The 18,774-nt window shown below is 72.6% G+C and carries 19 protein-coding genes and 1 pseudogene; 7 read left to right on the forward strand and 13 right to left on the reverse strand.

The genetic code is table 11. The annotated features are described in order from the left end of the window. Positions 1 to 12: 12 nt before the first annotated feature. The 3 genes from F8271_RS00450 to F8271_RS00460 all read right to left on the reverse strand — a co-directional run bounded on the left by F8271_RS00450 (position 13) and on the right by F8271_RS00460 (position 3,131). On the reverse strand, positions 13 to 1,221 hold the full coding sequence (locus tag F8271_RS00450) for a hypothetical protein (protein WP_151487592.1): 1,209 nt from the start codon (positions 1,219 to 1,221) through the stop codon (positions 13 to 15). Positions 1,222 to 1,409: 188 nt separating this feature from the next. Further along, on the reverse strand, positions 1,410 to 1,943 hold the full coding sequence (locus F8271_RS00455; protein ID WP_151487593.1) for a hypothetical protein: 534 nt from the start codon (positions 1,941 to 1,943) through the stop codon (positions 1,410 to 1,412). Between the two features lie 45 nt (positions 1,944 to 1,988). Continuing rightward, entirely contained in the window at positions 1,989 to 3,131 is a 1,143-nt protein-coding gene (locus F8271_RS00460) for a hypothetical protein (protein WP_151487594.1), read from the reverse strand. Between the two features lie 244 nt (positions 3,132 to 3,375). On the opposite strand from F8271_RS00460, the gene F8271_RS00465 reads away from it, so the two are divergent. From F8271_RS00465 to F8271_RS33965, 3 genes and pseudogenes are all read left to right on the forward strand, one after another. Beyond that, complete coding sequence (locus tag F8271_RS00465) at positions 3,376 to 4,929, forward strand: gluconokinase (RefSeq protein WP_151487595.1); 1,554 nt, start codon at positions 3,376 to 3,378, stop codon at positions 4,927 to 4,929. Between the two features lie 52 nt (positions 4,930 to 4,981). Further along, positions 4,982 to 5,104 (forward strand): hypothetical protein, encoded by a 123-nt coding sequence (locus F8271_RS33750; RefSeq protein ID WP_255473618.1) that lies wholly within the window; start codon positions 4,982 to 4,984, stop codon positions 5,102 to 5,104. Further along, a pseudogene (locus F8271_RS33965) lies at positions 5,086 to 5,199 on the forward strand (hypothetical protein); the annotation flags it as partial. The gene F8271_RS33750 and the pseudogene F8271_RS33965, both read left to right, overlap by 19 nt. A gap of 9 nt (positions 5,200 to 5,208) precedes the next feature. Here F8271_RS33965 and F8271_RS00475 read toward each other — a convergent pair. After that, on the reverse strand, positions 5,209 to 5,493 hold the full coding sequence (locus F8271_RS00475; protein ID WP_151487596.1) for a putative quinol monooxygenase: 285 nt from the start codon (positions 5,491 to 5,493) through the stop codon (positions 5,209 to 5,211). Between the two features lie 155 nt (positions 5,494 to 5,648). Here F8271_RS00475 and F8271_RS00480 point away from each other — a divergent pair, with 155 nt between their 5' ends. Then, on the forward strand, positions 5,649 to 6,974 hold the full coding sequence (locus tag F8271_RS00480) for a serine hydrolase (RefSeq protein WP_192580074.1): 1,326 nt from the start codon (positions 5,649 to 5,651) through the stop codon (positions 6,972 to 6,974). 7 nt (positions 6,975 to 6,981) lie between these two features. Here F8271_RS00480 and F8271_RS00485 read toward each other — a convergent pair whose 3' ends face one another. The 8 genes from F8271_RS00485 to F8271_RS00520 form a co-directional block, all read right to left on the reverse strand. Next, positions 6,982 to 7,764, reverse strand: a complete 783-nt coding sequence (locus tag F8271_RS00485; RefSeq protein WP_151487598.1) for a hypothetical protein — start codon at positions 7,762 to 7,764, stop codon at positions 6,982 to 6,984. Between the two features lie 83 nt (positions 7,765 to 7,847). Continuing rightward, a complete protein-coding gene (locus F8271_RS00490; protein ID WP_151487599.1) occupies positions 7,848 to 8,606 on the reverse strand; it encodes a MerR family transcriptional regulator in 759 nt (252 codons plus the stop codon). Positions 8,607 to 8,656: 50 nt separating this feature from the next. Next, the gene (locus F8271_RS00495; RefSeq protein WP_225854076.1) at positions 8,657 to 10,912 is read right to left on the reverse strand and encodes a bifunctional diguanylate cyclase/phosphodiesterase; all 2,256 of its coding nucleotides are present in this window, start codon (positions 10,910 to 10,912) and stop codon (positions 8,657 to 8,659) included. Positions 10,913 to 11,085: 173 nt separating this feature from the next. Then, on the reverse strand, positions 11,086 to 11,262 hold the full coding sequence (locus F8271_RS32090; protein ID WP_192580076.1) for a hypothetical protein: 177 nt from the start codon (positions 11,260 to 11,262) through the stop codon (positions 11,086 to 11,088). A 223-nt stretch (positions 11,263 to 11,485) separates the two neighbouring features. Further along, positions 11,486 to 12,349 (reverse strand): SRPBCC family protein, encoded by an 864-nt coding sequence (locus F8271_RS00505; protein ID WP_151487600.1) that lies wholly within the window; start codon positions 12,347 to 12,349, stop codon positions 11,486 to 11,488. After that, positions 12,342 to 12,899: a helix-turn-helix domain-containing protein gene (locus F8271_RS00510; RefSeq protein ID WP_151487601.1), complete on the reverse strand. Its 558-nt coding sequence runs from the start codon at positions 12,897 to 12,899 to the stop codon at positions 12,342 to 12,344. Before F8271_RS00510 ends, F8271_RS00505 begins: the two co-directional genes overlap by 8 nt. A gap of 100 nt (positions 12,900 to 12,999) precedes the next feature. Beyond that, entirely contained in the window at positions 13,000 to 14,343 is a 1,344-nt protein-coding gene (locus F8271_RS00515) for a class I SAM-dependent methyltransferase (protein ID WP_151487602.1), read from the reverse strand. Continuing rightward, the gene (locus tag F8271_RS00520; RefSeq protein WP_151487603.1) at positions 14,340 to 15,737 is read right to left on the reverse strand and encodes an FAD-binding oxidoreductase; all 1,398 of its coding nucleotides are present in this window, start codon (positions 15,735 to 15,737) and stop codon (positions 14,340 to 14,342) included. The genes F8271_RS00515 and F8271_RS00520 overlap by 4 nt, the downstream gene beginning before the upstream one ends. A gap of 93 nt (positions 15,738 to 15,830) precedes the next feature. Between F8271_RS00520 and F8271_RS00525 the strand changes: the two genes are divergently transcribed. From F8271_RS00525 to F8271_RS00535, 3 genes are read left to right on the forward strand one after another with little or no spacing between them, the layout of a single operon-like run. Further along, entirely contained in the window at positions 15,831 to 16,301 is a 471-nt protein-coding gene (locus tag F8271_RS00525; RefSeq protein ID WP_192580077.1) for an aminoacyl-tRNA deacylase, read from the forward strand. A 60-nt stretch (positions 16,302 to 16,361) separates the two neighbouring features. Further along, positions 16,362 to 16,646 carry a DUF427 domain-containing protein gene (locus tag F8271_RS00530; RefSeq protein ID WP_151487605.1) on the forward strand — a complete coding sequence of 95 codons (285 nt, stop codon included), beginning with the start codon at positions 16,362 to 16,364 and terminating at the stop codon, positions 16,644 to 16,646. A gap of 47 nt (positions 16,647 to 16,693) precedes the next feature. Beyond that, positions 16,694 to 17,410, forward strand: coding sequence for an RICIN domain-containing protein (locus F8271_RS00535; protein ID WP_151487606.1), 717 nt, complete (start codon positions 16,694 to 16,696; stop codon positions 17,408 to 17,410). 8 nt (positions 17,411 to 17,418) lie between these two features. Here F8271_RS00535 and F8271_RS00540 read toward each other — a convergent pair whose 3' ends face one another. Further along, the gene (locus F8271_RS00540) at positions 17,419 to 18,774 is read right to left on the reverse strand and encodes an MFS transporter (RefSeq protein ID WP_370461833.1); all 1,356 of its coding nucleotides are present in this window, start codon (positions 18,772 to 18,774) and stop codon (positions 17,419 to 17,421) included.

Consider the following 18,774-nt stretch of genomic DNA (forward strand, 5'->3'; position numbering starts at 1 on the left):
ACAACAAGACGCTCACCGCGCTGCGGACCGGCACAGCAGCGGGAGCTGAAGGGGGTCCAGGCAGACCGTCACCAGCGTGGAGTCCGACGGGGACGGCGTCGGGCTCGCGGCGGGCGCGCTCGGTGTGACCGATGCGCTGGGCATCGGGAGCGCCGGCGTGGGCGAGGCCGTGGGAGCCGGGCCGGGGGTCGGCACCGGCGGGGGCGACGGTACGACCGCCGGGGTCGGAGCCACCGCCACCGGGCGGGCCGCCTGGACCACCGGCCGGGCGGGCGCACTCGGCGCGGCACGGCCCACCACACCGGCCGGAGGCACCACCGGCACCGGGGCGGCCGGCCCACCCGGAGCGGCCGGCCGGACCGGTGACGCCGGGCCGCCAGGCAGAACCGGCCCGATGGGACGGGCCGGCACCTGGACCTGAACGGCTGCCGGCACGTCCGCGACCGGGCTCGCCTGCGCCGAGCGTCCCTGCTGTTCCGCCCCGAAGGCACCCGGCCCCAACGTCGCGATCACCACCGCCGTGACGGCGGCGACGGCGGTCATTCGTCGATCGGGGCGTACCGCGGTCGGCGGTGCCTCGTCAGGCCCCACCATCGGCAGCGGTGTGGGCCGGGCGGCCTGGTGGGCCGACAGCAGCGCGTCGAGGTGGGCGGTGAGGGCGGCGCGGTCCCCGGTGGCGGCGAGCGTGAGGTAGAAGCGGAAGTTCACCACCGCGTTGACCGGGACGAGCAGCCCGGAGAGTCCACCGTGGTCGTGCAGCAGGGTCACCGGCACGTCGGGGTGATGGGCGGCGCCGACCAGGTCCGCGTACCGCCACTCGCGCCGGCACTCGCGGCCGGCGAACGCCACCCGTCGGCTGGTCACGACGGCCAGGCCCGCGTCGACGACCCGCAGGCCCGTTGGCAGCGCTTCGCGCACAACGTCGGCGAAGGCACAGTGACCGCCCGGCGTGGGCAGCCCAGGAATATGCCGCGCCTCGGCCTCGACCAGTTCGGCGACGGGGACGACGCGGAAGACGAGTTCGTCGTCGTCGAGATCCACGGGCAGGCCGGTGCGCGGCTGCGTACACCCGAGGAAGCCGGCGGCTTCGATCCGCAGCCTGACCAGGTGGTCGTTTCGGCGCCGCCAGGAGTCGGTGGCGTCGCGGTACGCGCGCCGACGCCGGTCGTTCTCGCGTTCGGCCCAGGCGGTCCGCCACGGTGAAGATGCCAGTGAGGTCACGGTCACACGCGGTACAACCGCTCACGTACGTGACAGGGAACGCGGACGCAATCGATGCTCCCCTTTGGTCCCGAAAGGAGAGAATTACAGGCAACGACCGGCAGCGGCGGAGCCGGCCACGCTGGGCTCGGCTCCGCCGCCGCGCATCACCCGCGGAGCGAGGTGAAGAACTGCCTCAGCTCACACGGTCAACCGGCGCGCCGGCGGTGCGGTAGCGGGTCGCGGGCGGGAAACCGCGACCGGGTTCGCGGCGGGTACGCCTCGCAGTGCGCCGCCCACTGCTCGGCGGCGACGGCGAGGGCGTCCGCGGAGACGGTGAGGACCAGCGGGTAGACGGCGGTGACCGGGCGGCGCATCCACGGCGGCAACGACTCGGCGGAGAACTCGACGGTCAGCTCCAGCCGTCGACGGCGGATCATCCGGGTGCGCAGGACCAGGTTGGGTTCGGTGAAGCGGACCGTCGCGGGTGGCGAGTCGGACCCGAGCGCCGCGGATGCCTGCCCGTGCAGCCATCCGCCGAGCGCGCGGGCCTCCTCGACGAGGAGGCTCGGGTAGTGGTGCGACCAGGTCTGACCGTCCGCGGTGCGGGCGTCGACCTCGATGAGCAGCCAGTCGCGCCAGCCGGGCGCGGCCACGTCGGGGTCGTCGGGCGGGTCGATGCCGGGCTGGTAGCCGATCGGGCGGATCCGTACCCGCGCGCCGTCGTCAGACCGGATCTCCATTCGATCATTGTCGCCGACCGAAGGGGACGTTCGTCCCCAAATCGGTCACTTCGCGATGGTACGACGTACTCCCCGGTGGTCGGCGCAGGCGTTGGCCCGGCCGCCGGTCAGGCTGACCGAGCCGTCCCGGCACTGCACGAGGTACCCGCGACCGGCCCAGAAGCCGGGCACGCAGTCGAACCAGTCGCAGACCTCGGCAGCGGGCTGACGGATGCGGGTGCCGGCGCAGAAGTCGTACCCCAGGGGATTGTCCGGGGCGCCGCAGCGCGCGTCGCGGCTCGTGCTCGGCGACGGGCGGGGTGACTTCGTCGGCTTCGGCGTCGTGCCCTGCCGGGGAGCCGCCGGGCGGATCAGCGCGGGGGCAACGCTGGGCGTGAGCGCCGGGGTGGCGGCGGCGGCGACCTCGGCGCCTCCGGTCGGGTCGGACGGGTCCGACTCGATCAGCGCCGCCGGCACCAGCAACGCGACGGCCGCGGCCACCGCGACGGTCCGCCGCCCACCGGGCACGAACGCCGTGAGCCGGGCCTGCGCCGGTGTGGCCACGGCCGGCCGGAACGGCTTGAGCTGGGCATGTTCGGCGATCAGCTCGTCGAGCTGCGCGAGCACCGCGGCGCGTTGCTCGATCGCGTCGGCGAACGCCAACGTCAGCTTGAACCGGAAATCCGGTGCCGCGTCGGTGGGCAGCAGCAGGCCGGAGGTACGCCGCCGGTCCAGCACCTGGATCAGGGTGACCGGGGCCGCCGGGTCGTGGGCCAGGCCGGTCATCCTGCCGTACGCCCAGTCGCGCCGGCCGCGTCCGCCGAGCAGCACGAGCCGGCGGCTGGTGATGACCGCCATGCCGGCGTCGATGACGCGTACGCCGTCCGGGCGGCGCGGGCGCAGCGGCCCGGACGGCGGGGCGACCGTGAGGTCCGGGGCGGGCAGCACGGTGGTGTGCCGTACCTCGACGAGTTGCACGGCGGGCAGCGCCCAGAGCACCACCTCGTCGGCACCCAACTCCAGGGGCAGGCCCTCGCCGGCCGCGGCGGAGCCCGCGAAGTCGGCGGCGAGGGCGCGCAACCGGCGTAACTCGTCGTCGCGTCGCCGCCAGGCCGCCTCGGCGCCGCGGTACGTGCTGACCCGCCGCACGTTCTGCCGGTGCGCCCACCGGTACCGCCATGTGGAACCCGTCGAATCAGTCTTTGCCACGCCGACTCCTTCGCCGCGTAGGCCACCAATCTGGGTTGTCACCGTGTTAACAGGCGCGGCGTGGTGCCCGGAAACGCCAAGTACGGACGAATTACCCGATCGGCGGAGCAACCCGCACGATAGGGCGATACTGCTGCGTCGATTCACATTTTGCTCTGTCGTGCGCGGCGGTCGCCGGCTCGGTAACGTCAGCCGCAGCCGGGTGGCGATGCCGCCGCACCGCCGTACGGAGGGGGTGAGCGTCATGTCGCAGGGCACCCGGCCGGCCGTGGTCGTCGGCGTGGACATCGGCACCACCAGCACCAAGGCCGTCGCGTACGACACCGAGGGGCGGCAGCTCGCCAGCCACTCGGTCGGCTATCCCCTCAATGACCCGCAACCCGGGTACGCCGAGCAGGACCCGCAGCTCATCCTCGACGCGGTGCTCAAGTCGATCAGCATGGTCGTCGCGGAGCTGGTCGATCCGGTGGCCGGGCTGTCGTTCAGCTCCGCCATGCACAGCCTCATCGGGCTGGACGCGGACGGCAACCCACTCACGCCGTCGGTCACCTGGGCCGACTCCCGGTCGACCCGGCAGGCCGAGCGGCTGCGGGCGGTGCCGTCCGGCCTGGCGCTGCACCGCCGTACCGGCACGCCGATCCACCCGATGTCGCCACTGCCCAAGCTGCTGTGGTTCGCCGAGCAGGAGCCGAAGCTCTTCGAGAGCGTCGCCCACTGGGTCGGCATCAAGGACTGGGTGCTGCTGCGGCTCTGCGAGGCACTGGTCGTCGACCACTCGATCGCCTCGGCCACCGGCCTGATGGACATCCACCGGCTGGAGTGGGACAGCGAGGCGCTCCGCATCGCCGGCATCACCGAGGAGCAGCTCCCCCAGCTGGTCGCCACCACCGCCGTCCTGCCCGGGCTCACCGCGCAGGCCGCAGCCACGACCGGCCTGCCGCAGCGCACCCCGGTGGTCGTCGGCGCCGGCGACGGGCCATTGGCGAACCTGGGCCTCGGCGCGGTGCACCCCGGCATGGTGGCCTGCTCGATCGGCACCAGCGGCGCGATGCGGGTGATGGTCGAGCAGCCCGGCGTGGACCCGCTGGGCGGGGTGTTCTGCTACGCGTTGACCGAGGACCGCTGGACGGTCGGCGGTGCCATCAACAACGGCGGCATCGTGCTTAAGTGGGCCGGCGAGGCGCTCGCCCCGGACCTGGGCGAGCACGCCGAGGAGGAGTTGGTCGCCATCGCCGCCCGTGCCCCGGCCGGCTCGGGCGGGCTCATCATGCTGCCGTACCTGCACAGCGAGCGGGCGCCACACTGGAGCGCCCTGCCGCGCGGCGCGTACGTCGGGTTGACCCACGGGCACCGCCGCGAGCATCTGGTGCGGGCCGCGCTGGAGGGGGTCTGCCAGCAGCTCGCGCTGGTGCTCAGCTCGGTACGCGCGGCCGGCAACGAGGTCCGTGAGATCCGCGCCGGTGGGGGCTTCGCCCGCAGCGGCCTGTGGCGGCAGATGCTCTCCGACGTGCTCGGCCTGCCGGTGAGCTTCCCGGCCGCGCACGAGGGGTCGAGCTTCGGCGCGGCGCTGCTCGGCATGCAGGCGCTGGGCCTGATCGCGAGCATCGACGTCGCCGCCGACCTGGTGCGGATCGAGGAGACGGTCCGGCCCGACCCGGCCGCGTCCGCCACGTACGCGGCGCTGCTGCCGCTCTTCGCCGAGCTGTACGACGCGCTGGTGCCCACGTTCACCTCGATGCGCCGGATGGCACCCGGCCTGCCCGCGGAGCCGGAGCCCTCAGCAGGACCCCCGATGTGACCCTTCGGCCGGCCCGACAAGGGTCGACCCCGTCCCGAAGGTCGTGATCCCCGTGCCGCCACACGCCGCTCTCACCCGCACCGAACCGTTGACCATCCTCGCCGCCCCGGCCGAACCGGTGACCAGCGCCGGCGACGCCCAACTCGTCATCGCCGCAAGGAGTACTTCGGACTGACCGTCGGGCAGACCATCAAGAGCTGGTCGGTGATGGAGACGATCATCTCGGTGGCCGGCTTCCTGGGCGTTCTCCTGCTCGACCTGCTGCTGTAGCGGACCGGATCAGGCCGCCTCGACGCCGGAGATCAGGTAACGGTGCACGTCGGCGTCGAGGATGGCCGCCGTCTGCGGATCGCTCGGCCCGGAGCCCCGGAACGCCGCCAACTGCTCGGCGGACTCCCAGCGTTCGTAGACGTGGATCCGCTCCGGGTCGAGCGGGTCGGCCGCGAGCAGGAAGTCCAGACAACCGGCGGTCGCCCGTGCCTGCGCGATGACCGCGTCGCACTCGGACAGGTAGTCGTCGCGCGCGCCCGGCTCGACGCGCAGACTCCCAGCAATGATCAACACGGGCGCCCCTCGGGTCGGGGGACGCTGATGCGCGTGATGCCACAGAGTCATATTTATACCCCTGAGTCATCACACCGATGGGGACAACGCCGCCCGGACGGGTGACGGCGTTCCCGGCGGCCTCAGCGACCTCTCGCGCTTCTTATCGTGCAAACGTGAGTAAAAGCGACAAACATCCCCGCGTACCCCTGAAATGGCTGACGGCGGCGGTCGCGCTCGCGGTCGTCGCGACGACCGGGCCGGCCACCGCGGACGGCCCGGGGGCCTCCGCGGAGCCGGACCACCCGAGCACACCGGGGTACGCGGCCGAGGGGCAGAGCCACGAGCCCGGCCTGGAGCCGACGCCGGAGCGGGCACCCACCAGCGAGGTGTCCTGGCTGTCGTTCCCCGGCGGCGCATTCGCCGTGGACCCGCTCGGGCACACCGTGCGCTACCGGGCGTGCGACGGGGACACCGGCCGGGTCGCCGACCCGGACCTGCGGGTCGCCGCCGGAGTGGCCAGCGGCGAGGTGACCGTCGAGGGCCGCAGCTTCCGTTACCGGGTGCCGCTCGTCGGGCGTACGCAGGGCACGGTCGTGGTGTCCGGGCCGCAGGCACAGCCGGTGGAGCTGACCGGCGTGGTGGTCACCAGCCCGCAGCCGCCCACCGACCCGGTCGCCGGAGCCCGGCTGTTCCCGCTCAGCGGGCAGCTCGCCCGGGTCGTCGCCGACGCCAGCCTCAACCCGGCCGGTGCCACCGTCCGCGACCTGTCCGGCCGGTACGGCGACCAGCAGATCGCGGTCAACGGCGCACTGCGCCCCAAGGCCGCCAGCGTGATCAAACTGTGGATCCTGGTCGAGCTGCTCCGCCGTGTCGACTGTGGACAGGTCTCGCTCGACGAGGGTGTGCTGGTCACACCGGCCGACGTGGTCGGCGGCACCGGCCAGCTCCAGTTCGAGACGTTTCCGCAGGTGGTGACCCTGCACCGGCTCGCGCAATACCTGATCAAGTACAGCGACAACATCGCCGCGAACGTGCTCATCACCTACCTGGGCGGATTCGCCCCGGTCAACGCGCTGATCGACTCGATGAACCAGCGGTCCACCATCCTGGCCCGGCGGATGCTCGACAGCGCGGCCGCCCAGCGCGGCGAGGAGAACTACACCAGCCCGGACGACGTGGTGTCCCTGCTCGGCGCGGTCTGGGACGGCGAGATCCTCACTCCCGCCTCCCGCGACCTGATGATCGGCTTCATGCGCGAGCAGACCCTGAACACCAAAATTCCGGCGGCACTGCCACCCGGGGTGCCGGTCGCGCACAAGACCGGCGACCTGCCCGACGCCTCCCACGACGTCGGCTACTACCTGATCCCCGGCACCGAGACCGCCGTCGCGTTCCTCACTGCCGGGCCGATGGCCACCGGCGACGAAACCGTCCGCCGGATGGCCCGCACCGTCTACGACTTCCTGGTCACCCCCGCCGACGGCGCGGTCGAAGAGTGAGCCGGCGTCAGGCGCCCGGGATGTTCGCCGGCGGGTCCTCGCCGATGAGGTCCGCGGCCGGCGGGTCGGCCGTCACCGACAGCCCGAAATCCGAGTACGTCAGGTCGAGCTGGGCCGTCTGCGACTGCTCGCTGGCCAACTCGATGCGGTAGCGGACCAACCGCCCCTGCTCGTCGACGGACGCGGTGAACGGCACCGCGCCGGCCCGGTCACCCAGCACGGTGCCGACGCCACTGCCCAGCACCTCGCCGCTGCCCCGCAGGTCCAGGGTGCCGGCGTACTCCCGTACCCCGGTCTGCCGGACCCCCGCGGGCGCAGCCAGCGTGCCGGCCAACCGGGTGTTGTCCAGACCCTGCTTCGCGGCCGGCACACCCGGCGCGCCCACGTGCCACCAGGTCTTGCCGTCCCAGACCGGGACACGGCGGTCCGGCGCGGTGACCCGCACGTAGACGTCCGGCCCGGTGGTCAACCGCTCGATCTTCACCGCGCCGTTGGGCACCTTCAGCGACGTGGTCTCCAGACCACGCTTCGCCTTCGGATCCCAGAGCACCACCGTGCTGTCACCCCCGTCGGCCGTCCCGCCGGTGCCCACCGTCAACTTGTACGGCTGCTCGTCGGCCTTCGCGGCGGCCGCCTTCAGCACAGCGACCGGATCGCTGGGCAGCGGTGGGGCGTCGGCCGCCGGACGACCCGCGTCCGGCTCGTCGCCGGCGGCGACCAGTGCCCACACCCCACCGCCGACCACCACGGCGAGCACGGCGACAGCGGCGATCAGCTTCGGCTTCTGCACGGTCATCTCCCCGGGGGCGGGTGCGGTCCGGCCAGACTAGCCGGACCGCCCGCACTGCTGTTCCGGGTCGGCCTCCCGGCCGATCAGGCGCGGCTGATCGCGTTGGCGTGGATCGCCTCGTTCAGGTACGCCGCCAGGCCCGGCGCGAGGTTCTCGTAGTACGCGGTGAACCGCTCATCGGCCAGGTACATGTCGGCCAGGCCGGTGTGCGTCTCGTACGAGCACTCGTAGAACCAGCGGCTGATGCTCTGCCGGTGCTCCTCGGCCAGGTCCATCGCCTCCGGGCCGTCCGCCGGCGCACCCGAGGCCAGCGCGGCGACGATCCGCCGACCCCAGTCCTCGGTCTCCGCCTTGATCCGCAGCCAGTCCTCCTTGCCGTAACGGGACGCCCGCCGGTTCGACTCCCGGTACGCGTCGGTATCACCCCACCGCTGCTCCGCCTCGGCCTCGTGCTCCTCCGGCGTGAAGTCGCCGAAGACCTCGAACCGCTCCTCGGGCGTGAGTTGGATGTTCAACTTGCTCGCCTCCATCGCGAACTCGATCGCCGTGACCATCTCCTGCAACCGTTTGATCCGGACCGTCAGCAGCTCGTGCTGACGGCGCAGGTGCGCGGCCGGATCGGCCGCCGGGTCGGCGACGATCGCGGCGATCTCCTCAAGCGGGAAACCCAGCTCCCGGTAGTACAGGACGAGTTGCAGCCGTTGCAGGTCCGCGTCGTCGTAGCGGCGGTAACCGGCCGAGGTGCGCCCGCTGGGCGAGAGCAGGCCGATCTCGTCGTAGTGGTGCAACGTCCGCACCGTCACGCCGGCGACCCGCGCCACCTGACCCACCGTGTACGCCATGGTTCCCCTCCCTTCCGGGAACCACGCTCCCGCCTGCCGCTACGTCAGGGTCAAGCCCGATTCTGACCCACCGTGGCGGCGCCGTCCGGTCGCCCGTACAGATAGCCCTGACCTCGGGGGCAGCCGATCGCGGTGACCGCCTCGTGCTGGCGTTCGGTCTCCACCCCCTCGGCGACCACCGCCAGATCGAACGCCCCGGCCAGCCGGGTGACCATCTCCACCGTGGCGTACGCCCGGTCGTCGGTCCCGAGCCGGGCCACGAACGACCGGTCGATCTTCAGCTCGGTGGCCGGGATGCGGTGCAGGTAGCTCAGCGACGAGTAGCCGGTGCCGAAGTCGTCGATGGCGATCGCGATGCCCAGCTCCCGGAGCTGGTGCAGCCGCTCCAGCACCGCGTCGGTGCCCTCGATCAGCGCCGACTCGGTCAACTCCAGGGTCAGGGCGCGCGGTGCCAACCCGGCGCCGGCGGTGGCCTCGGTGACCGTGGCGATGAGGTCCGGCCGGCGCAGGTGCGCGGCCGCGATGTTCACCGCCACGGTCGCCTCCGGTGCCCGCACCCGCCAGGTCGCCGCCGCCCGGCACGCCTCATGGATCACCCAGCGGTCGATCGGCAGGATCAGCCCGGTCTCCTCGGCCAGCGGCAGGAACCTCGCCGGCGGCAGCATGCCGAGCCGAGGATGCCGCCACCGCACCAGGGCCTCCGCGCTGCGGACCACGCCGGTGGTCAGGTCGACGATGGGTTGGAACTCCAGGTGCAGCTGCTCCTCGTCGACGGCCCGGCGCAGGTCGGCGATCAACTCGGCGCGGGACACGGCCGACTCGCGCAGTGCGGGGGTGCACGTCCGGTACGCGGACTTCCCGGCGGCCTTCGCCGCGTACATGGCGATGTCGGCGTCGCGTAGCAGGTCGGTGTGCGAGGTGTGCTGCGGGCCGTACTCGGCGATGCCGATGCTCGCCGACGGATGCACGCCGACGTCGTCGTCGCCGTCGGAGGGGCGCAGGGCGTCCAGCAGCCGCTCGGCGAGCCGCTCCGGCGACACCGGCCGGTCACCGTCGACCAGCACCGCGAACTCGTCCCCGCCCAGACGGGCGATCATGCCGTCGTCGTCCACGGCGGCCCGCATCCGCGCCGCCAGGCCGGTCAACAGGGTGTCGCCGGTGGCGTGCCCGAACCGGTCGTTGACCTGCTTGAACCCGTCCAGGTCGAGCAGCAGCACGGCCACCGGTCGGCCATCGCGCAGGGCCAGCCGCAGCAGCCGGTTGAACAACAGCCGGTTGGGCAGCCCGGTGAGCTGATCGCCGTACGCGAGCCGACGCAGCCGGACCACCAGGCGCAGGTTCTCGTTGGACGCCAGCCCCTGGCGCAGGGCGAGGGTGGCGAGCAACGCCATCATCGTGACGAACACCAGCTGCGGGGTCTGCCCGGTGGGCCGCCGGGCCAGCAGCACCGCGATGATCGCCCCACCCACCGGCAGGTACGGCAGGGCGACCCGCCACCAGGGCGGCAACGGCGACTCGACGGTGTCGTCGGTGCCGTCGCAGTCCGGCGGCGGCGGGTACCGGGTGGCCAGCCCGATCAGCAGGTAACTCAACGGCCAGCACAGGTCGATCGGATGCCCGGCGGCATAGTCGCCGCGCGCCACCAGCGAGACGTAGACGACGTCGGCGACCACCCGGATGGTGAGGCTCGCGGCGAGCATGCTCATGGGCCGCCACATCGGCCGCGCCGGGCCGGAGACCGCCACCAGGATGGTGAGCTGCATCAGGTCGAACATCGGGTAGAGCAACCCCAACGTGCGCGCCGGATCGGCCAGCTCGGCGGCGGCCACCCCCTGGAACACCAGCACCCAGCCGACCGGCACCAGGGCCAGCGCGACGATCACCCCGTCCAGCAGCGTCCGGGCCCGCCCGACCCCGCTCCGTGGCGCGGAGGGTGAGCTGAGCAGCGCGGCCGTGCCGGTGAGGATGCCGGCGGTGAAGACCACACCGACCAGCGGGGTGTGCGGCAGGTCACCGCCGACGAGCCGTTGCACGGTCCAGATCGCCCGGCCACACGCGGCGAGGGCCATGGTGACGGCGAGCAGCGTCCAGAACCGGCGCAGCGGAGCCGGATGGCGACGGGCCACCCCGGCACAGGCGACGGTCGCCCAGCCGGCCACCAGCAGCGCGCCGACGTCACTGACCAGCGCGGCGCCGGGCAGGGCGGCGACCAGCCAGCCCGCCTCCAGGACGAGGACCGTGGCGGCGAGAATCGGGCCGGCGGGATGGAGCTGCCCCGCGGCCTGCTTCACGTCCTGTCGCGACACGGTCGCTCCGGCTCTTCGTCGTGTGTGCACAGTCGGGCGGACCGCTCCACGGCAAACCCCGAAAGCCTAGCTACCGCCCGGTTAGGCCGCCAGGGCCGAACGTCCGCGCCGGTCCGGCCACGACCGACCGCGCCCCCGACCGGCCCGTCGGGGTACGCGTCGCGGCCGGTCGGTCAGCGGCCGGCGGAGCGGTTCCAGGGTGAGCGGGGCAGCGTGGTGCCGGCCGACGGACGGCGGGCGCGGCGGCGTCCGCGCCGGCCAGGGGTGCAGGGCGGGCGCGCCACGGTGTGCACGGCGGGGCCGGCCGACGGCGGTGGCCGGCCGATCAGCCAGCAGAGGAAACGTTCCATCGGCGGATCAGCCGACCGGGAGGCGCTCGGCGTCGGACCGGGAGATCTCGTACTCCGCCCCGCAGAACGTGCACTGCTGCGCGTACCGGGTGCGGATCGGGATGAGGGGGATGAAGAACATCGCCCGCCAGTACCCACTCCACCGCGAAAAGTCACCGAATTCCGCAGGCGGATCAGCACAGCCCCGTCGCGCCGCCGACGCACGATCAAGGGGTGCGGCGCGTCAGCTGGCCGGCTCCAGGCCCGGCACCTCCTCAGCGATCCAGATCGGCTGCCAGGCCACCATCTCGTGGTAGCGGCGCAGCTCGAACAGCCCGGCGACCGACCCGCTCCAGGCCGCGTACGGCGGGTTGGCCTCGTCGAAGCCGCTCTGCACGAAGGTCAGCGTGGTCTTGCCACCGGACTCGGCCAGCTCCCACGTGCTGACGCCGGTGGGTCCCCAGTCGACGGACATCTTCCGACCCGGCTCCAGGTCGACGATCTTGGCCGCGTACCCGGCCTCGAAGCCGCCCATGGCGTACCGGCCGCCGACCCACGGCTCGATGCCGATCGGGTAGCCGAACCAGGCGCTGGCCTGCTCGGAGTCGGTCAGCGACTCCCAGACCTTGTCGGCGGGGGCGGCGATGACCAGCTCGCCGCGCAGGTCGGCGGAGGTGAAGTCGGTGCGGGGCAGCAGCGGCTGGCCCTCCAGGTGGGCGGCCAGGTTGGCGATGGACAGCGCCCAGTACGTCTGGAGCACACCCCGGATGCTGGAGCCGCTCATCGCCTCGGCGAAGTCGAAGTGGCTCTGGGTCAGCGTCAGCACGGTGGCGTCCGGGCCGTCGGCGGTGAGCTGGAACTCGGTGGTGGTCTCCACGCCGTCGAGCAGCCAGCCGAAGCGCAGCGTGTCGTCGTCAGCGTGCAGCAGCCGCTGGTGCGGGGCGTCGCCCTCGGGCGTGTAGCGGCCCCAGAACTCGTACCGCTGCGGCAGCTCGACCTCGGCGTGCTCGGCCAGCCAGAGTCGCAGCGCGGCGGGGTCGGTCAGGGCCTCGCGGACGCGTCCCACCGACGCGGAGAGGCGGGCCTGCACCTTCAACGGTTCACTCATGTTCGGTCCCTTTCGGATAGCAGGCCACGGCCAGCTTGAAGGCATCTCCTTCGCTGCCGCCGTAGCGGGTGAACAGATCCTGTAGTGCGGTCTGCAGGTCGTGCAGGAACTGCTGGCGCTGCTCCGCGGGCACCCGGATCTCGCCGGCCACCCCGATCGAGGGCAGCTCGGGCGCCGCCCGGTCCAGGGCGGCGATGTCGGCCTGGACCTCCTCCATCAGGTCGAGCAGGTAGCCCAGGCTCAGCTCGTCACGGGCGCGGCGCAGCCCGATCCGGCCGACCAGCCGCGGCGAGAGCCAGTACGACCGGGCGGCCGCCTGGTAGATGCCCTCGGTGATCCCGCGGACCTTGCGCTCGTTGACCAGCTCGACCAGGCCGGCCGCGACGAGCTGCTTGACGTGGTAGTAGACGCGCTGCGGCGTCTGGTCGAGTCGGGCCGCGACCTCGGTGCAGGTGCGCGGTTCGGCCAGTTGCCGCAGCACCTCGACGCGCTGCGGCTTGAGCAGGACTTCGGCCTGCTCGATCTGCTCCAGGTACAGGACATCTCTCATGGCAAAATAAGTTTGTACGTACAAAACTTGTTTGTCAATCGCTTCGCGAGAAGCCGCGCCGACTTTCTCGGCGCGGCTTCAGGCAACGGTCAGCGGATGGTCAGGGCAACCAGTCGGGACGCAGCGGGTAGCCGTTCACCCCGTCCGGGCCGTTACGGGTCGCCAGCACCTGGTGCAGCTGGATGCCGTTGCGCTCGAACGCCATCCGCGACCCGGCCATGTACAGACCCCACACCCGGGCGGTGCCCGCGCCCACCTCGGAGACGCAGAAGTCCCAGTGCTCGACCAGGTTGCGACACCAGGCGGCCAACGTCAGCGCGTAGTGCTGACGCAGGTTCTCCTCGTGGTGCACCTCCAGCCCCGCGTCGTGCACCTCACTGATCAGGCGACCCGGGCCGGCCAGCTCACCGTCCGGGAAGACGTACCGGTCGATGAACGCCCCGGAGCGGTGCGGCGCCCGATTGTCCGCCCGGGTGATGCAGTGGTTGAGCAGCCGCCCGCCCGGTCGCAGCCGGTCCCGCAGAGCCCCGAAGTACGCCGGATAGTTGCGCACCCCGATGTGCTCGGTCAGCCCGATCGACGAGATGGCGTCGAACTGCTCCGCCGGCGCGTCCCGGTAGTCCAGGTGCCGCACCTCGGCCAGCCCGGTCAGCCCCTCCCGCTCGATCGCCGCCTGCGCCCACTGCGCCTGCGCCTTCGACAGGGTCACCCCGAGCGCCTTCACCCCGTACTCGCGGGCGGCGTGCCGCACCATGCCACCCCAGCCGCAGCCCACATCCAGCAGCCGCATCCCCTGCTTGAGCGCCAACTTGGCGGCGACCAGGTCGTACTTCGCCGCCTGCGCCTGCTCCAGGGTGTCGTCCGGCGACCGGTACACCGCGCAGGTGTACGTCATCGACGGGCCGAGCACCTTCTCGTAGAAGGCGTTCGACACGTCGTAGTGGTGCGAGATGGCGGTGCTGTCGCGCACCCGCGAGTGCCGCAGCCCGTTCATCACCCGCTTCCACCGCGGCAGCGCCTCCTGCGGTGGAGCTGGCGGCGGCATCAGCCGCTCCCACCCCAACCCGCGGACCAGCGCCAGCCCGTCTGCCAGCGACGGTGGCCGCAACCGCAGCTCGTCCTTGAGCACCCGCAACGCCTCGTACGGGTCACCCGGGTGCACCCCCTGCAACGCCAGGTCGCCGCTGACGTACGCCCGGGCCATGCCCAGATCACCGGGGGCGGTGAGCAGGTAGGACAATCCCCGCTCACTACGGATCGCCAGGGTGATGCCCGCGTCGGACGGGCCGACGGCGCTGCCGTCGTACCCCGTGATCCGCACCGGCAACGGCCCGGCGGTGACCGCGCGGACGACATCCGCGACGGTCGGACCCGCGTGCCGGCCCCCCGCCGGCGGGGTGGCGGGGACGCTCGCCGCCCCCTGGTCTCGGTCGGTCAGGCTCATGCTCGTGCTACCGCCTTTTCGTACAGTCCCGTCAGCCGGTGGTCCGGGTCGTAGCGGTCCTTCACCGCCCGCCACGTGTCGCCGCCGTAGAGGCGATCGAAGGCATCCCGGTCGTAGTACGCGTCGGAGTAGAGCGACTTGTGGCCGCCCGACTCCGACACCCTGCGTTCGATCGTGCGGTTGACGTCGCCGTCGGCGGCGCCCGGCGCGATCGGCACGCTCCCCCAGAACCCAATGTTGACGTAGTCCTGACCCGCGTGGAGCGGATACAGCGGCCAGGACCGCGCGGAACCGGGACCCGCCGGTTCACGCAGTCGCAACGGACACAGCCACACCGGGTTCATCCCCACGTTGGCCGCGAACCAGCGCAGGAAGTCGGCGGTACGTTCCAGCGGGATCTCCACGTCCTGCACGACCCGTTCCCGGGCGGGCTGGCCGCGCAACCGGTCGATCCGTGCCGCCACCTGGTGCCGATGCTCCAGGCGCACCAGCCGGTGGTAGAAGTCGCTACGCCGATACCGCGACGGCCACAGCCGGCGCACCACCGGGTGCTGCGCGCCGAACGCCGCCGAACACCAGAACCAGTCGGTGTCCCAGCGCCACAGATAGTCGTACGCGGTGAGCACGTCGCGGGTGCGCTGACGCAGCGACCGGTAGTAGATCGCCTGACCGGTGTAGTCGCTCGGCGGGTCCGCCGCGTCGGTGAACGTGGCCAGCACCAGGTACGCATCGCCGGGGCTGAACATCACCCCGTCCATCGCGTCGACCGGCTCACCGGCCCAGGCCCGGGTGGCGGTCACCTCGGCGATCGCGTCGGTGAGCGCCTCCAACTGGGTGAACCGGATGTTGCGCAACGCCACGTACCGACCGATCGGTTGCAGCTCGATGCGCAGCCGGGTGGCGTAACCGAGGCTGCCCAGCGAGTTGGGGAACGCGGTGAACAGGTCGGCGTGCTCTCCGTCCGGGCGGGCCGTGATGATCTCGCCGGTGCCGGTGAGGATGTCCATCTCCTGGACCGACTCGTGCGGCAGGCCGTTGCGGAACGAGGTCGACTCGATCCCGAGGCCGGTCACCGCGCCGCCCAGCGTGATGGTGCGCAACTGCGGCACCACCAACGGCATCAGCCCGTGCGGCAGCGTCGCGTCGACCAGATCCTCGTACGTGCACATGCCCTGCACATCGGCGGTGCGCCCGGTCGGATCGACCGAGAGCACCCGGTTGAGGCCACTGACGTCGAGGCCCGGGGTCCGCAGAGCGGACCGGGGGCGGAACAGGTTGGAGGTGCGTTTGGCGAGCCGGACAGGTTCGCCCGTGGGCACCGCGGCGTACGACCGCCGCAGCGTGTCCACCGCTTGAACATGGTCAATGGGGTGATCCACACGCTCCGCGCGCATGTGATCACCTTACGCCTGCACTCCGGAAACGGTGGGATGTCGACGGTGGCCGTTTCCCGTCCGGCAGCGGATGCGGCGGTTACCGTGGCGGGCATGCCATCGCCCGCGATCGTCGCCCTGGACTCCGCCGGACTGCCATACCGGCTGGTCAGCCACGGTGCGGTCGGCAGTCTGGCCGAGGCCGCCGCCGTCCGGGGCGTCGCCGTCGCCGACGTGGTCAAGACGATCGTGGTCCGTCGGGGTGAGGATGACCACCTGTTCGTGCTCACCCCCGGGGACCGGGTGATCTCCTGGCCGAAGCTGCGCGCATTGCTCGGGGTGCACCGGCTCTCCATGCCCGACGCGGCCGGCGCCCTGGCCGCGACCGGGTACGAGCGCGGCACCATCACCCCGTTCGGCGCGAGCACGGCCTGGCCGGTGATCGCCGACGAACGGATTCGCGGCCGGCAGATCACCCTGGGTGCCGGCGAGCGTGGCCTCGCCGTCGCGATCGACGCGGATGCCGCGATCACCGCCCTCGATGCCACCGTGGCCGACGTCACCGATCCGCAGCCCACCCGCTGAGAGGTGCAGCCGACCCGCTGGGAGATGTCGTCGTCGGTGCGACGGCCTAGTGTTGGGGGCATGCCGAAAGCCGTGTGGAACGACCTGGTCATCGCCGAGAGCGACGACACCGTGCTGGTGGAGGGCAACCACTACTTCCCCCGCTCCGCCCTGCGCGACGACCTGATCCGCGAGTCCGCGACGCACACCGTCTGCCCGTGGAAGGGCACCGCCTCGTACTACACCCTCGCGCACGAGGGCAGCACCAGCGAGGACGCGGTCTGGTACTACCCGGAGCCCAAGCCGGACGCCGAGATGGTGCGTGACCGGGTGGCGTTCTGGAAGGACGTCCGGGTCGTCGACTGACCGCCCGGGCTGGCCGTGGCCGGCGGCGGTGGGTGAGGATGTCCCGTATGCCCGCGCCCGAGAATCGCCCCGACCCCGCCGGCACCGTCTACGGCGGCAGCCGACGGGCGGCGCGCTCCGGCCCGCTGGCCGATCCGCTGCTGCGGGTGGCGCTGGCGGTCGGGCTGGTGGGCGTACTCCTCGGGGTGGTCTTCGCCACCGGGCTGCTCGGCGGTGACGACGAGCCGGTGGTGCCGTCCACGGTCGGCGTGCCGTCCAGTGCGGCGGAGCCCACCACGCCGGCGGCCGAGCCGAGCCCGACGCCCTCGGTCGAGCCGTCGCCGACCCCCTCGGCGACCACCCCGGCCGCGCCGGCCACCGGGCCCCGGGTGCTGCGGTCGGTCTCCGGGCTCTGCCTGGGGCTCAACGGTGACGGTGAGAAGGCCGAGGCCGAGTTGGCCGTCTGCACCGGTGGCCCGGAGCAGCAGTGGGTGGTCAGCCCGATCGGCCCGGACACGGTGACGTTGACCAACGCCGCCCACGGGCAGTGCCTCGACGTCGAGGGCGGCAGCGGCGAGGACGGGGCACGGTTGCAGCAGTTCCCCTGCCACGGTGAGCCCAACCAGCAGTGGCGGCTGCCCGCCACCGGCGCCGGTCCGGTGCTGCTCGTGGCGGTGCACAGCGGCAAGTGCGGGCAGGTCGACGACGACGGGGTCGAGGCCGGGGACGACGTCCGGCAGCGGCCCTGTGACGGACGGCCAGCCCAACAGTGGATCGTGGGCTGACCGCCCGCTCAGCCCCGGTAGCTCCAGGCCCGGGGTGCGGTCGCGGCGGCCAGGACGGCCTCCGACACCGGTCGGCCCGGCCGGTGACGCAGCAGCAACGACAGACCGGCGGCACCGATCGACAGGGCGCCGGCCACGTACCAGGCCAGCGCGTAGTCGCCGAGCCGGTCCCGCACCAGCCCCGCACCCGTCGCCGCGACCGCCGCCCCGAGCTGGTGCGCGGCGAACACCCAGCCGAACACCACCGCTCCCGCGCCGCCGAAGTACTCGCGGCACAGCGCCACCGTCGGCGGCACGGTGGCCACCCAGTCCAGGCCGTAGAAGATGATGAACACCAGCATGCTCGGCCTGGCGGTGCCCGCGAACAGGCTCGGCAGCACCAGCAGCGACAGCCCGCGCAGCGCGTAGTAGGCGCCGAGCAGCAGCCGGCTGTCCACCCGGTCGGTCAGCCAGCCGGAGGCGATGGTGCCGACGATGTCGAGCAACCCGACCAGCGCGAGCAGCCCCGCCGCCGTGGTCTCGGCCATGCCGTGGTCGTGCGCGGCCGGCACGAAGTGCGTACCGACGAGGCCGTTGGTGGTCGCGCCGCAGATCGCGAACCCGCCGGCCAGCAGCCAGAACGGCCGGGTCCGGGCCGCGGCGGCCAGCGCGCCCAACGCCCGGCTCGCCGCGCCGCCGGCCGGCGGCGGCGCCGCGACGACCTCGGTCGCGCCATAGGCCGGCAGCCCGAGATCCGCCGGGTGCTCGCGCAGCAGCCACACCACCAGGGGTACGACCACCAGCGCGGCTCCGGCCACGACGAGCGCCGCCGTGCGCCAACCGTGGTCGCGCACCAGCACGGCGATCAGCGGCAGGAAGACGAGTTGCCCGGCCGCGCCGCCGGCGGTCAGCACACCGGTGACCAGGCCCCGGCGGTGGACGAACCAGCGACCGGTGATGGTGGCCACGAACGCCAGGGCCATCGAGCCGGTGCCCAGACCGACCAGCACACCCCAGCAGAGCCACAACTGCCAGCTCGCGGTCATGAAGACGGTCAACCCGCTGCCCGCGGCGACCAGCAGCAGCGCCACCGAGACCACCCGACGGATGCCGAACCGGTCCATCAGCGCGGCGGCGAACGGCGCGGTGAGCCCGTAGAGCAGCAGGTTGACCGAGACGGCGGCGGAGATGGTGGCCAGTGGCCAGCCGAACTCCTCGTGCAGGGGGTGCAGCAGCACCGACGGTGTGGCGCGGAAACCGGCCGCGCCGACCAGCGCCACGAAGGCGACGGCGGCGACGAGCCAGGCGGGATGCAGGCGGCGGTTCTTGGTCACGCGACAAGTCTGGGCGGCACCGAGGACGGCGGCGAGTGGCCGGAAAGCCAT

It is taken from the genome of Micromonospora sp. ALFpr18c (assembly GCF_008868155.1).
In the GTDB taxonomy this organism is placed as follows: Bacteria; Actinomycetota; Actinomycetes; order Mycobacteriales; family Micromonosporaceae; genus Micromonospora.

Bases quoted from the DNA above. Each gene is read 5' to 3' on its own strand.
- F8271_RS00525 (WP_192580077.1), top strand. From the start codon at position 15,831: ATGCCATCGCCCGCGATCGTCGCCCTGGACTCCGCCGGACTGCCATAC.
- F8271_RS00455 (WP_151487593.1), bottom strand. From the start codon at position 1,943: ATGGAGATCCGGTCTGACGACGGCGCGCGGGTACGGATCCGCCCGATC.
- F8271_RS00535 (WP_151487606.1), top strand. From the start codon at position 16,694: ATGCCCGCGCCCGAGAATCGCCCCGACCCCGCCGGCACCGTCTACGGC.
- F8271_RS00540 (WP_370461833.1), bottom strand. From the start codon at position 18,774: ATGGCTTTCCGGCCACTCGCCGCCGTCCTCGGTGCCGCCCAGACTTGT.
- F8271_RS00510 (WP_151487601.1), bottom strand. From the start codon at position 12,899: ATGAGAGATGTCCTGTACCTGGAGCAGATCGAGCAGGCCGAAGTCCTG.
- F8271_RS32090 (WP_192580076.1), bottom strand. From the start codon at position 11,262: ATGGAACGTTTCCTCTGCTGGCTGATCGGCCGGCCACCGCCGTCGGCC.
- F8271_RS00490 (WP_151487599.1), bottom strand. From the start codon at position 8,606: ATGGCGTACACGGTGGGTCAGGTGGCGCGGGTCGCCGGCGTGACGGTG.
- F8271_RS00520 (WP_151487603.1), bottom strand. From the start codon at position 15,737: ATGCGCGCGGAGCGTGTGGATCACCCCATTGACCATGTTCAAGCGGTG.
- F8271_RS00530 (WP_151487605.1), top strand. From the start codon at position 16,362: ATGCCGAAAGCCGTGTGGAACGACCTGGTCATCGCCGAGAGCGACGAC.
- F8271_RS00465 (WP_151487595.1), top strand. From the start codon at position 3,376: ATGTCGCAGGGCACCCGGCCGGCCGTGGTCGTCGGCGTGGACATCGGC.
- F8271_RS00505 (WP_151487600.1), bottom strand. From the start codon at position 12,349: ATGAGTGAACCGTTGAAGGTGCAGGCCCGCCTCTCCGCGTCGGTGGGA.
- F8271_RS00515 (WP_151487602.1), bottom strand. From the start codon at position 14,343: ATGAGCCTGACCGACCGAGACCAGGGGGCGGCGAGCGTCCCCGCCACC.